Annotated in this window: 13 protein-coding genes; 9 read left to right on the plus strand and 4 right to left on the minus strand. The window is 69.2% G+C overall.

What is annotated here, in order from left to right; all coding sequences use genetic code 11:
* Positions 1–8 precede the first annotated feature (8 nt).
* Together JI752_RS04645 and ubiH are read right to left on the minus strand one after the other, a co-directional pair.
* The gene (locus JI752_RS04645) at positions 9–1202 is read right to left on the minus strand and encodes an FAD-dependent oxidoreductase (protein WP_216959866.1); all 1194 of its coding nucleotides are present in this window, start codon (positions 1200–1202) and stop codon (positions 9–11) included.
* Entirely contained in the window at positions 1199–2482 is a 1284-nt protein-coding gene (gene ubiH / locus JI752_RS04650; RefSeq protein ID WP_216959869.1) for a 2-octaprenyl-6-methoxyphenyl hydroxylase, read from the minus strand. Before ubiH ends, JI752_RS04645 begins: the two co-directional genes overlap by 4 nt.
* A gap of 53 nt (positions 2483–2535) precedes the next feature.
* Here ubiH and JI752_RS04655 point away from each other — a divergent pair, with 53 nt between their 5' ends.
* The 9 genes from JI752_RS04655 (at position 2536) to JI752_RS04695 (ending at position 12014) form a co-directional block, all read left to right on the plus strand.
* Positions 2536–3156: a DUF6580 family putative transport protein gene (locus JI752_RS04655; protein ID WP_216959872.1), complete on the plus strand. Its 621-nt coding sequence runs from the start codon at positions 2536–2538 to the stop codon at positions 3154–3156.
* Positions 3157–3165: 9 nt separating this feature from the next.
* Positions 3166–3720, plus strand: a complete 555-nt coding sequence (locus JI752_RS04660) for a cob(I)yrinic acid a,c-diamide adenosyltransferase (RefSeq protein WP_216959875.1) — start codon at positions 3166–3168, stop codon at positions 3718–3720.
* 13 nt (positions 3721–3733) lie between these two features.
* Positions 3734–4654, plus strand: coding sequence for a histone deacetylase family protein (locus tag JI752_RS04665; RefSeq protein WP_216959878.1), 921 nt, complete (start codon positions 3734–3736; stop codon positions 4652–4654).
* Between the two features lie 222 nt (positions 4655–4876).
* Positions 4877–7357, plus strand: coding sequence for an LPS assembly protein LptD (gene lptD / locus JI752_RS04670; RefSeq protein ID WP_216959891.1), 2481 nt, complete (start codon positions 4877–4879; stop codon positions 7355–7357).
* Positions 7354–8724: a peptidylprolyl isomerase gene (locus tag JI752_RS04675; RefSeq protein ID WP_216959894.1), complete on the plus strand. Its 1371-nt coding sequence runs from the start codon at positions 7354–7356 to the stop codon at positions 8722–8724. Before lptD ends, JI752_RS04675 begins: the two co-directional genes overlap by 4 nt.
* A 7-nt stretch (positions 8725–8731) precedes the next feature.
* The gene (gene pdxA, locus JI752_RS04680) at positions 8732–9712 is read left to right on the plus strand and encodes a 4-hydroxythreonine-4-phosphate dehydrogenase PdxA (protein ID WP_216959897.1); all 981 of its coding nucleotides are present in this window, start codon (positions 8732–8734) and stop codon (positions 9710–9712) included.
* Between the two features lie 7 nt (positions 9713–9719).
* Positions 9720–10544 (plus strand): 16S rRNA (adenine(1518)-N(6)/adenine(1519)-N(6))-dimethyltransferase RsmA, encoded by an 825-nt coding sequence (rsmA, locus tag JI752_RS04685; protein WP_216959900.1) that lies wholly within the window; start codon positions 9720–9722, stop codon positions 10542–10544.
* Between the two features lie 74 nt (positions 10545–10618).
* Positions 10619–11002 carry a Co2+/Mg2+ efflux protein ApaG gene (gene apaG / locus JI752_RS04690; RefSeq protein WP_216959902.1) on the plus strand — a complete coding sequence of 128 codons (384 nt, stop codon included), beginning with the start codon at positions 10619–10621 and terminating at the stop codon, positions 11000–11002.
* A gap of 10 nt (positions 11003–11012) precedes the next feature.
* Entirely contained in the window at positions 11013–12014 is a 1002-nt protein-coding gene (locus JI752_RS04695; protein WP_216959906.1) for a symmetrical bis(5'-nucleosyl)-tetraphosphatase, read from the plus strand.
* Positions 12015–12027: 13 nt separating this feature from the next.
* Here JI752_RS04695 and JI752_RS04700 read toward each other — a convergent pair whose 3' ends face one another.
* Positions 12028–12522 (minus strand): dihydrofolate reductase, encoded by a 495-nt coding sequence (locus JI752_RS04700; RefSeq protein WP_216961795.1) that lies wholly within the window; start codon positions 12520–12522, stop codon positions 12028–12030.
* Entirely contained in the window at positions 12522–13124 is a 603-nt protein-coding gene (locus JI752_RS04705) for a hypothetical protein (RefSeq protein WP_216959909.1), read from the minus strand. The genes JI752_RS04700 and JI752_RS04705 overlap by 1 nt, the downstream gene beginning before the upstream one ends.
* Positions 13125–13126: the final 2 nt, after the last annotated feature.

Here is a 13126-nt window from a genome sequence, read left to right on the forward strand (position 1 = left end):
GGTTCGCTTTATTGACCGGCCGCGTGACGCCAGAAGGCGTGTGTGAGCGGCGGAAGTTTCCCGGCCAGCCCCAGCAGCGGCCCGCGCAGCAGCGTGGCCGCGACCGAATCGTTGGAGAACAGACGGTTGATGCCGTCGAAGGCATACGCCGACATCGCATTCTCGCTGCGCTGCTGCCGCGCCCAGCGTGACAGGCGCGCGGCCGGATCGCGCCCGGCTCGCTGCGCATCGGCCAGCGTGCGCCGCAGCGTCGCCACGTCGCGCAATCCCAGGTTCACACCCTGCCCCGCCAGCGGATGCACCGCATGCGCGGCGTCGCCGACCACGACAAGGCGTCCGGCGACGAGCGACTGCGCCAACTGCAAACGCAACGGGAATGCGGCGCGGCGGGACACGCGCGTCAGTGCTCCCAGCGTGCCAGCGAACGCGGACTGGAGTTCGCGCAGGAACGTCGTGTCGTCGATCTCCAGCAAACGCTGCGCCTCGACGTCGGGCAGCGTCCACACGATCGAGCTGAGATTGGGCTCGCCGAACGGCAGGAACGCCAGCGGCCCCGTCGGCAGGAAACGCTGCCAGCAGGTGGCCTGGTGCGGCAGCTCGCTTTCGACGAACGCAACCAGCCCGCGCTGGCCGTAATCGCGGCGCGGCGCCTGGATACCGGCAAGCGAACGAAGCTTCGATTCGGCGCCGTCGGCGGCGACCACGATCCGCGCACGCAGCGAGAGCCCACTTTCGAGCACGACGGTCGCACCGCTGTCGTCCTGCTCGAGCGCGACGACGCTGTCCGGGCAGTGCAACTGCACGCCCGCTGCCGGCAAGGCGGCCCACAGGCGATCGACGAGCAGCGCGTGTTCGACGATCCAGCCCAGCTCGCGACGGCCGAAGGCGTCGGCATCGAAGACGAGTTCACCGCCACCGGCCGCGTCCCACACCCGCATCGCGCGGTACGGTTGCAGCCGTGCGGATGCGATCTCGCGCCACACGCCCAGGTCGTCGAGCAGCGCCGCGTTGTCGGGCGCGAAGGCATACACACGCAGGTCGATGCGTTCGGCGTCGGGCGGCAGCGGCTGCCAGGCCGGCGGCTGGCGGGATTCGACCAGCGCCACGCGCAGACCGTCACGCGCGAACGCGAGCGCGGCCGCCGCGCCGACCACGCCGGCGCCGACCACCACCACATCCAGTCCGCTTCCCCGCCGGCTCATGCGCGGTTCTCCCGGCACAACGCGGGCACGTCGCCGCGATAACCCATCGCACCGCCGACCAGATAGGACTGCGCCGACGCGACGCGATCCACCGCGAACAAGCCCAGGCTGCGCAGCGGCCGCAGCAGCGGCGCGGCGTTCGCGGTCAGGCGGGCGAGGCCGTCGGAGAATCCCACCGTGCGTTCGCGATCTTCGCGGCGGCGCGCGGTGTAGGCGTCGAGCAGCGCGGCATGGCCGCAATCGCCGCTTGCATCCAGCGCGCGCATGTCGGCGATGAGTTCGGCCAGCGTGAGCGCATCGCGCAGGCCGAGGTTGAAACCCTGCGCGCCGATCGGGTGAATCGTCTGCGCGGCGTTGCCGATGAGCACCGCACGCGGTGCGACGGTGCGATGCGCGACGACGCGGATCGCCGCGTGCGCGCTGCGCGGTCCGCACGACAGGAACCGTCCGGCGCGCCAGCCGAAGGCCTCCTGCGCACGCGCGAGGAAGCCGGCTTCGTCCAGCGCGGCCACGGCGTCGGCGTCTTCGCGCGCGACGGCATGGATCAGGCCGTAGTGGCGGTCGCCGCGCGGCAGCAGCGCGGTCGGGCCGTCGTTGCCGAGGCGTTCGTAGGCGGTGCCGTCGGGCGGTCGCGAGCCGCGCACGCGCGCGATGAACAGCGCCTGCAGGTAATCGTGCTCGTCCACGCCGATGCCCAGCGTTTCGCGCACGGCGCTGCGCGTGCCGTCGGCGGCGACGAGCAGGCGCGTGTGCAGCAAACGTTCGCCGTCGGCATCGGCCACGCGGATTGCGCGCGATTCGTCCGATACGTCCGCCAGGCCGAGGAAGCGCACCGGCCGATAGCGTGTGAGCGTCGTCGCTTCCGCGAGCCGGGCTTCCAGCGCTTCGCCGAAATCACGTGCGACCACCACGCGACCGAACTCGCTGCGGCCGTAACGCGCGGCGTCGAGCAGGCCGCGGCCGAAATCGCCTCGGCGGCTGATGTGGATGCGCTGGATCGCACCGGCCGGCGCACGCAGCTTCTGCATGACGCCGAGTGCGGTGAGCGCGTTGACGGTGGCCTCGGCGAAGCTGAGGTTGCGCTCGTCGAACACCGCCGGCAGCGTGCCGGGCGGCGTGGCCTCGACCAGGCCGACGTCGAGTCCCAGGCGCTCCAACGCGATCGCCAGGCTGGCGCCGACCAGGCCGCCGCCGACGATCACAACGTCGTGGACGGTGTCGCGCGAGGGGGTGTCTCCGGGCGCGCCGGAGGGCGGAGTTGAGGGGGCCGCTACAGGCATTGCGCTATGCTAACGGTTCCTGAAGGCCCTGACCTTCCCCAGATTCCGCCCCGATGAACCGTCCAGTTTCGACCTCGCCCGCTACGCCCGCCTCCAGCTCCCTGTTCGCCCCCGGCCCGCTGGTGCTGATCGGCATGATCGTCATCGCCGCGCTCTCGCGCCTGCTGCCGCATCCGCCGAACTTCTCGCCGGTCGAGGCGGTCGCGCTGTTCGGCGGCGCCTACTTCGCCTCGCGCGCGTTGGCCATCGCGATCCCGCTGGTGGCGATGCTGCTGTCGGACGTGATCCTGGGCCTGACCCTGGGCGGTACGTACTTCGAACACTTCACCAGCTCCACCTACCTGGTGACCTGGCTGTCGGTTTACGTCTGTATCGCCCTGTCGGCGGCGCTGGGCTTCGGCCTGCGCGGTCGCGTGAGCGGCGCGCGCGTGCTGGGTTATTCGCTGATGGGCTCGGTGCTGTTCTTCGTGGTGACCAATTTCGCCGTGTGGGCGACGGCCACGCCGGTCAACGCGCATCCGGCCTGCATGACCGGCCTGATGCCGTGCTACGCCGCGGCGCTGCCGTTCTTCCAGTGGACCGTGCTGGGCACGCTGTTCTACGCCGCGATCCTGTTCGGCGGCTTCGCCCTGCTGCGTCAGCGCGTGCCGGCACTGCGCGCGCAGACGGTGTAAGCGGCGCCGATGGGCAACCGCCTTTCGAAGATCTACACCCGCACCGGCGACGACGGCACGACGGGGCTTGGCGACGGCAGCCGCGTCGCCAAGGACTCGGCCCGCGTCGCCGCCTACGGCACCGTGGACGAGGCCAATTCCTGCATCGGCCTGGTGCTGGCCGCCGATGTGCCCGATGACATCCGCCGCCTGCTCACCACGGTGCAGCACCAGTTGTTCGACCTGGGCGGCGAGTTGTGCATCCCGGGGCATGCGGCGATTTTCGACGCGGACATCGAGCGGCTGGAACAGCAGCTCGACGCATTCAACGAACCGCTGCCGCCGCTGAAGGATTTCATCCTGCCCAGCGGCGGTGAAGCGGCGGCACGCTGCCACATCGCGCGGACGGTCGTGCGCCGCGCCGAACGCGAGGCGGTGTCGCTCTCGCGCCTGGAGGACGTGCGCCCGGAAGCCGTGCGCTACCTCAACCGGTTGTCCGACCTGCTGTTCGTGCTGGCCCGCGTCCTCGCGCGTGCCAGCGGCCACGGCGAAGTGCTGTGGAATCACGAGCGGCGCAAAGGCTGACGCGCCGCGCGCCATGCGCATCTACACCCACCCCGCCTGCACGCGCCACGACCCGGGCCCCGGGCACGCGGAGCGTCCCTTGCGCCTGGTGGCGGTGACCGAGGCGCTGCGCGAAACATTCGCATCCCTGGAATGGGAAGAAGCCCCGCGCGCCAGTCGCGGGCAGCTGCTGCGCGTGCACGACGACGCGTTGCTCGCGCTGGTCCTGGACACACCGGTCGAAGGTCCGATGGCGCTGGATCCCGATACCGTGCTCGCTCCCGGTTCCGCCGAAGCCGCGCTGCGCGCAGCCGGCGCCGGCATCGCGGCGGTGGATGCGGTGATGCACGGCGAGATCCGCCGCGCCTTCTGCGCGGTACGGCCGCCGGGTCACCACGCCACGCCGTCGGCGGCGATGGGCTTTTGCCTGTTCAACAACATCGCCGTGGCCGCCGCGCATGCCTGCGACAAACACGGACTGTCGCGCGTGGCCGTGGTGGATTTCGATGTCCATCACGGCAACGGCACGCAGGCGATCTTCGACACCGACCCGCGCGTGATGTACCTGAGCTCGCACCAGATGCCGCTGTATCCCGACACCGGGTACGCGAACGAGCGTGGCGTGGGCAACATCGTCAACGTACCGTTGCCGCCGGGATGCGGCAGCGAGGGGTTCCATCGCGTCTGGCGCGAACAGCTGCTGCCGGCGCTGGACTCCTTCCGCCCGCAGCTGCTCTTCATTTCCGCCGGCTTCGACGCGCACAAGCGCGACCCGCTCGCGCAGGTGGAGCTGGAAACCGAAGACTACGGCTGGATCACGCGCGAACTGGTGGCCATCGCGCGTCGCCATGGCAACGGGCGCGTCGTGTCGATGCTCGAAGGCGGGTATGACCTGGCGGCGTTGCGCGAAGCCAGCGTCGCCCATGTGGGCGCACTGCTGGAAGGGCTCGACTGATCGCCGCTCGCGGCCCGCGTCGCCCAAGCCCGCACGGCCTGCGAACCGCACGCGACCTTCGCCGTTCGCGCCATCGTCATCCGCCGGCGGCACTCGCCCTCGTGCCTTGACGCGGAAATGAACAGCGATGGGCGCAAGATGGACCTCGCGTTGCCCCCTCGCAAGGGATACGGCAATCTAGCGACCCGTTTTTCCTGAACGCAGACGATCACGGTCCCCCGAGTGCGCCCAACCCTCCGACTGCTTCCGTTGTCGCTGTGCATCGCGCTGGCCCTGCCGGCGCACGCCGCCGACGGCGACGAGGAGGACTGGTATCTGTGCCCGATCATCGATGCCGTGCCCCGGTTCGAGGACGCGCCCGCGCCCATGGGCGGCATCGCCAGCCGTTCCACCGAACCCACCGACATCGACGGCGGCCAGCTCGAACGTGCCGGCAGCGAGCAGGACATCGTCGTCCAGGACAATGTCCGCCTGAACCGTGGCGACCAGTTCCTCGGCACCGACAAGCTCAGCTACAACGCCGAAACCGGCAAGTACAGCGCCATCGGCAACGTGCGCTACCAGGACAGCGGCATGCGCATCCTGGCCGACCGCGCCGAGGGCGACCAGAACGCCGACCAGCACCGCATCGAGAACGTGCAGTACCAGCTCACCGAGCGGCGCGGCAACGGCGGCGCGGACCGCATCGAACTCGACGGACCCAGGGGCCACCTCATCGGCTCCACCTATTCCACCTGCGCGCCGAACCAGCGCGCGTGGGAACTGCGCGCCAACCAGATCGATCTCGACACCGCCGAAGGCATGGGCGTGGCGAAGAACGCCACTGTGCGCATCGGCCGGGTGCCGGTGCTGTACGTGCCCTGGTTTACGTTCCCGATCGACGATCGTCGTCGCACCGGCCTGCTCTATCCGCAGTTGGCCCTGTCCGGACGCAACGGCTTCGACTACCGGCAGCCGGTCTACCTCAACCTGGCGCCGAACTACGATGCCACGCTCTACCCGCGCTGGATGAGCGACCGCGGCGGGCTGATCGGCGCAGAGTTCCGCTGGCTGTACGAGAAGGGCAAAGGCGAGGTCTACGGCAATTGGATGCCGAGCGACGACCTGCCCCGCAACGAGCCGGACCGCTACCTCAATCCGGAATTCGGCAATCCTTCCTCGAGCCTGCCGGACAAGAACCGCGGCCAGTTCGCGCTGTATGCCACGCACAACATCAACAGCGCCTGGTATGCCAGCACGAACCTGGGCTGGGTGAGCGACACCCATTACTTCGAGGATTTCAGCAGCAGCCTGTACGGCATCTCGATGTATTCGATCCGCAGCGACGCCGGCGTGTATGGCCGCGGGCGCTACTGGAGCGCGTCGGTGATGGCCGACCATTACCAGCTCGCCGACTACACGCTCAGCGACTTCAACCTCCCATTCGATCGACTGCCGCGCGCCTCCCTCAGCTGGGCGCAGCCGGTCATGCCCTGGTTGCAGGCGGGCGTGGATGCCGAGGGCGTGCGCTTTGCGCACACTGAGTTCCTCGGCGGCAACCGCCTGGACGTGAAGCCGTTTGTATCCCTGCCCCTGGAAGGCGCCAGCTGGTACATCCGGCCCAAGCTGGCCTGGCGCTATACCGCATACCAGCTCGATGGCAGTGCCGTCGACCGCGCTGCCGAATACACGCAGCGCGTCCTGGGTTCCAACGCCCCGCCCACGCCCGAGTTGGTCCAACAGTTTTCCGACCGCAACCTCACGCGCAGCCTGCCGATCACCTCGGTCGACGCCGGCATGTACTTCGACCGCAACACGGAGTTCCGCGGCACCAGCTACCTGCATACGCTGGAGCCGCGCCTGTACTACCTCAATATTCCGTACCGGAACCAGGACAACTTCCCGGTCTTCGACACCGGCTCGATGACCTTCAGCTGGGGCCAGCTGTTCCGCGACAACCGTTACACCGGCGCGGACCGGCAGATGGACGCCAACCAGCTGACGGCGGCGCTGACCACGCGCTTCATCAGCGAAGAAGACGGCCGCGAACGCCTGGCGGCCAGCATCGGCCAGATCCAATACTTCGACGACAGCCGCGTCACGCTGCCGAATCAGGCCACCATCGAATCGGGCAAGTCGGCCTGGGTGGCCGATGCCAGCGTCACGCCGAACGATCGCTGGAACCTGGGCGCGACCTACATCTGGAACCCGAAGTACCGCGGCGAAGACTTCGTCAGCGCACGCGTGCGCTACCTGTTCCCCCGCGGCGGCATCGTCAACGTGGGCTATCGCTACCGTCGGAATGCGGCCTTCCGCGAGGGGATCGACCCGCCGAGTTCCAGGGATCAGCTGGAGCAGGCCGACTTCTCCTTCCTGTACCCGATCAATGAGACGTGGAGTCTGGTCGGCCGGTACTACTACTCGATCCTGGACCGGAAGGAACTGGAGACCATCGCCGGTGTCCAATGGGAAAGCTGCTGCCTGGCCGCGCGTCTTGTCGGCCGGCGCTACATCCGCAACCGAGACAGCGAACTGGACACCCGGATCATGTTCGAATTCGAGCTGAAGGGCCTGGGCTCCGCCGGCCAGAACACGGAGCGGGCTTTGCGCCGTGGTATCCTCGGGTACGACCGCGACGACCTGTATCTCGTGCCGCCCACCTCGACGCAACGCCTGAACAACGGCGGCGGCCAAGTCGAAACCACCCCCGACCCGACCCTATGAAGAAACTACTCGCGTCCGCCCTTGCCGTCGCGGTGCTGTCCACGACCGCCCTGCCGGTGGCGACCGCCCTGGCCCAGACCGCGACCTCCGTCCAGCCCATCGACGGCATCGCCGCCATCGTGGATGAGGACGTGATCCTCAAGACCGAGCTGGATCGCGCGGTGAACAACATCCTGGCCCAGTACGCAGGACGCGAGAACCAGCTTCCGCCTCGTGACGTGCTGCAGCGTCAGGTGCTGGAACGCCTGGTGCTGGTCAAGCTGCAGGTCGCCCGTGCCCAGGGCACCGGCGTGCGCGTGACCGATCAGGAGGTCGACCAGGCCATCGCCGGCATCGCCCAGCAGAACCGTGTGACGCCCGAGCAGCTGCGCCAGCAGCTGGCCCGCGAGGGCACGCCCTACAACGATTTCCGCAGCTCGATCCGCGATGAGTTGCTGATCCAGCGCCTGCGCCAGCGTTTCGCGCAGAGCCGCGTGTCGGTCAGCGAGGCCGAGGTCGACGCCGCCATGGCGGCCCAGGCCAACGCGGGCAGCCAGTTCCACCTGGCCCATATTCTCGTCGCCCTGCCCGAGGGGGCCACGGCCGAGCAGATCGCCGTCGCCCAGAAGAAGGTCGAGGGCGTGAAGTCCCTGATCGACAAGGGCGAGATGGATTTCTCCGCCGCCGCGGTCCGCTACTCCGACAGCCCCAACGCGCTGGAAGGCGGCGACCTGGGCTGGCGCAGCATGGACGAGATCCCCAACGCCTTCGCCACGCTCATGCGCAACATGCAGCCGGGCGACGTGACCCAGCCGATCCGCGGCCCGAGCGGTTTCCAGCTGCTCAAGCTGGTCGAAGTCCGCGACGCGTCGCAGGCCGGTCCGAACCTGGTCACCCAGTACCAGGCGCGCCACATCCTGATCCGCGTCAGCGACTCGGTCGACGACGCCAAGGCCAAGGCCCAGGCCCAGACCCTGCAGGCCCGCCTGATGGGCGGCGCCGACTTCGCCCTGCTGGCGCAGGAAAACTCGCAGGACCAGAGCTCCGCCGCCAAGGGCGGTGAGCTGGGCTGGTTCACCCGCGACGATTTCGGCCCCGAGTTCGGCAATGCCGTCGCTGGCCTCCAGGCCGGCCAGGTGTCCGCACCGATCCGCACCCAGGCCGGTTACCACCTGATCAAGCTGGAAGGCACGCGCGAATCCGACGTGGGCGACCGCAACCGCCGCGCCCAGGTCCAGGAAACGATCGGCCGCCGCAAGCTGGAAGACGAGTGGAACCGATTCCTGCGCGAGATGCGCGGCGAAGCCTTCGTCGACGTCCGCGTCGGCAAGGCCGCCGACGCCGCACCGGCCTCGCCCACCACCCCGGCCCCGCCCACCGGCGGCTGATCCGGACATGACCCCTGTTCGGCTCGCGCTGGTGCCGGGCGAGCCGGCGGGTGTCGGTCCCGAGCTCTGCGTCCACCTGGCGCAGCGCCCCCGCGATTACGCCCTGACGGCCTTCGCCGACGCGCGCTCCCTGCGCGCCGCGGCCGAGGCGCTGTCGTTGCCGCTGCACCTGCTCGATGCCGGGGCGGTGGCGACGCAGCCGGGCGAGCTGGCGCTGGTCGAAATCCCCAACGCCGTCGTTCCCGACTTCGGTCGCCCCGACCCGCGCAACGCCGAGGCCGTGATCCGCGCCCTGCGTGAAGCCGCACGCGGCTGCCTCGACGGCCGCTACGCCGGCGTCGTGACCGGCCCCGTGCACAAGGCGGTGATCAACGAGGGCGGCATCGCCTACACCGGCACGACTGAGCTGCTGGCCGAACAGGCGGGGCGCGAGGTCGTGATGATGCTCGCCAACGACATCGTGCGGGTCGCGCTGGTCACCACGCACCTTCCGCTGCGCGAGGTCGCCGACGCGATCACCGCCGATGCGCTGGAACGCACGCAGCGCATCACGCACGACGCGCTGCGCCGCGACTTCGGCATCGCCGAGCCGGTGATCGCCGTGCTCGGCCTCAATCCGCATGCGGGCGAAGCGGGGCATCTGGGGCGCGAGGAGCTCGATCTGATCGAACCGTTGCTGACAAAGCTGCGCGCCGAAGGCATGCGGCTGGTCGGCCCGCTGCCGGCCGACACCGCCTTCCTGCCGGCCAAGCTGCGCGGCTTCGACGCGGTGGTCGCGATGTACCACGACCAGGGCTTGCCGGTACTCAAGTACAGCGGCTTCGAGCACGCGGTGAACCTCACCCTGGGCCTGCCCTACCCGCGCGTCGCCGTGGACCATGGCACGGCGCTGGACCTGGCCGGCAAGGGCACGGCCGACCCGTCCAGCCTGTTCGCCGCGGCCGACACCTGCGCCCGCATCGCCCGTAACCGCCACACGCCGGCATGATGTCCGCATGACCACGCGCAGCCCCCATTTCAGCGAGCCGGCCAAGAAGCACCTGGGCCAGCACTTCCTGCACGAACGCGGGATCATCGACAAGATCGTCCAGGCCGTGAACCCCAAGCCGGGCGACCGCCTGGTCGAGATCGGCCCCGGCCAGGGCGCGATCACCTTCCCGCTGCTCGATCGCCATCGCGAGCTGACGGTGATCGAGTTCGACCGCGACCTGATCTTCCCGCTCACCGAGGCCGCACGCGCGCACGGCACGCTGGAAGTGATCCACCGCGACGTGCTCACCGTCGACTTCACCGCGCTGGCGCGCAACGCCGGCGACGAAGGCAGCCAGATCCGCCTGGTGGGCAACCTGCCCTACAACCTGTCCTCGCCGATCCTGTTCCATGCGCTGGACCACGCGGCGGCGATCCGCGACATGCACTTCATGCTGCAGAAGGAAGTCGTCGATCGCATGGCCGCCGGCCCCGGCAGCAAGGTGTACGGCCGACTGGGCGTGATGCTGCAGGCGTACTGCCACGTGACGCCGTTGTTCGACGTGCCGCCGGGCGCGTTCCGCCCACCGCCGAAGGTCGATTCGGCCGTCGTGCGGATGGTGCCGCGCAAGCCGGAGACGATCGGCGTGGAGGATCCGGCCGTGTTCTCTGCGGTCGTTCGCGACGCCTTCGGCCAGCGCCGCAAGACGCTGCGCAACGCGCTGTCCAATCAATGCGATTCGGCCGCCATCGAGGCCGCCGGCATACGCCCGGATGCACGCGCCGAGCAGATCGAAGTCGCCGATTTCGTCCGCCTGGCCAATGCGCTGGCGCGCCAACGCAGCGCGTGAACGACCGCGGCGCTGCGAATCGCGCCTCCACAATGCGTTGACCTATCGCGGGCCTCACGCCCTAAACTGTCCGCATGGAACGCAGTACCGACTACGCCTTCGACATCTCCGTGGCGACCCGCTACCTCGACGACCAGTCCGAGCCGGGCCAGGACCGCTATGTCTTCGCTTACACCATCAGCATCCGCAACAGCGGCAGCGTGCCCGCGCGCCTGACGCGCCGTCACTGGCTTATCACCGACGGCAACGGCAAGGTCCAGGAAGTCGAAGGCGAAGGCGTGGTGGGCGAACAGCCCTGGCTGCGCCCGGGCGATGATTTCGAATACACCTCCGGCGCCGTGCTGGAAACCACGCACGGCATGATGGAAGGCAGTTACACGATGGTCGGCGACGACGGCACTCCGTTCGAGGCGCCGATTCCCGCCTTCAGCCTGTCCGTGCCCCGCACGCTGCACTGACGGATACGCCATGAGCATCTGGGCCATCGGCGACCTGCAGGGCTGTTACGACGCGACGCAGCGGCTGCTGGAACGCATCGCGTTCGATCCCGCGCGCGACCAGCTATGGTTCTGCGGCGACCTCGTCAATCGCGGCGGGCAGTCGCTGGAGACGCTGCGGCTCGTGCATTCGCTGCGCGCGAACAGCGTGGTGGTGCTGGGCAACCACGACCTCTCGCTGCTGGCCATCGGCGAGCGGCGCGAGGACGAGCAGCGCAAGGTCAACCCCGACCTGCAGCGCATCGTGCTGGCCGAGGACCGCGACGAACTGCTGACCTGGCTGCGCACGCAGAAGCTCGTGCACGCCGATCGAAAGCTGGGCTGGATGATGGTGCACGCCGCGCTCGCGCCGCAGTGGACCACGCAGATGGCCGAGCGGTTCGCGCGCGAAGTGGAAGAGCGCCTGCACGGCGACCAGTTCCGCCGCTTGCTCAGGAACATGTACGGCGACAAGCCGGCATGGCATCCCAAGCTGGCCGGCATCGATCGCCATCGCGCGATCATCAACGTGTTCACGCGCCTGCGTTACTGCACGCCGCGCGGCCGCATTTCCTTCGAGGACAAGGGCAGCCCGGGCACGCAGCCGGTCGGTCTGTACCCGTGGTACGAAGTGCCCGGCCGCGCCGAACGCGACCTCAAGATCGTCTGCGGCCATTGGTCCACGCTGGGGCTGTTCATCGGCCACGGCGTGCACGCCATCGACACCGGCGCGGTGTGGGGCGGCAAGCTGACGGCGCTGCAGCTGGACACCGACGAGCTGCGCCTGGTGCAGGTGCCCGGTCGCGACGTGCCGGCACAGCCGCCGCGCCCGCGCCCGCCCTACCATCCCGACGACAAGCGCCCGCAGCGCCCGCGCCAGAACCACAACCAGAACGGTCAGCGTCGCCAGCAGGGGCGTCCGCAGCCGCGCACGGAAACGTCGACGCAAGGCGTGCCGGCGCAGACCGCACCGGTCGAACAGGACCACGATTGAATCCGCGCGCCGCTCAGGCGCGCGCGTAATCCACGAACTCGAACGCGAAGGCGTGCTTTGCATCGCTGTCGTGATGCTCTCGCGCGATCACGCGCCACTGCGATGCATCGAAGCGGGGAAAGAATGCGTGCGCATCGTCGACCACGGTGTCGACGTGCGTGAGGTACAGGTGCGTGGCCTCGGGCAGGCACAGCCCATAGACTTCGCCGCCGCCGATCACGCACAACTGCTCGGCGCCGTCTTCGACGGCCAGGCGCATCGCCTCGTCCAGCGACGCCACCGCCTGCATGCCCTCGAACGGCACCGTGCCCGAGCGCGTCAGCACCAGGTTGCGCCGCCCGGGCAATGCGCGGCCGAGCGACTGCGCCGTCTTGCGCCCCATCAGCACAGGTTTGCCGAGCGTGAGCGCCTTGAAGCGCTTGAGATCGTCGGGCAGGCGCCACGGCAGGTCGTTGTCGCGGCCGATGGCGCCATGGCGATCGAGCGCGGCAATGAGGACGACCGGGATCACGGCGTTGCCGTCTCCAGTGCAGCGATCGGCGCGGGAGCCGAATCGCTGCAAGCCAGCTGCATGCCTTCGATGGCCGGAACCAGCGCCTCGTGCAGTTGCGAATCGCGCGGATACAGAAGCGCGACTTGAGCAGTGCCGTGCGGGTACTCGATGACCCACGCGATCCGGCTTGAGTCCTTGCGTTGCTTGTAGGGCCCCATGTAGCGCGTGGCGGAGCGGCCACCGATGGAGACGGTCTCGGTCGAGCGCACGTCCATGGAGCCGGTGGCCGCACCCAGCAGTCCGATCCTGCCGACCTTGCCCAGCCCCTTCTTGTCGAGCTCGGCGAACACGTTGGCATCGCACTGCTGCGTCAGCGCCAGCGCGAAGGGCTGGCCCTCGTGCAGCACGAAGATCTGGTGCACGGAGAACCCGCTCGCGCCCGGCGTGGTGGGAGCCTCTTCCTTGCCCAGCGCGTACCCCGGAGGCAGGTCGAACTGCCCCACGATGCCGTGCACCGTGCCTGTCCGCGTCGAAGCAGCGGGCGCCGCTTCCTGCGCGAGTGCCGATCCGGCCGCCAACGCCAGCAACCCCCACACTCCCCACATCCTTGTCTTCATCC

The sequence above is a fragment of the Lysobacter sp. MMG2 genome (genome assembly GCF_016735495.2).
Lineage (GTDB): Bacteria > Pseudomonadota > Gammaproteobacteria > Xanthomonadales > Xanthomonadaceae > Lysobacter_J.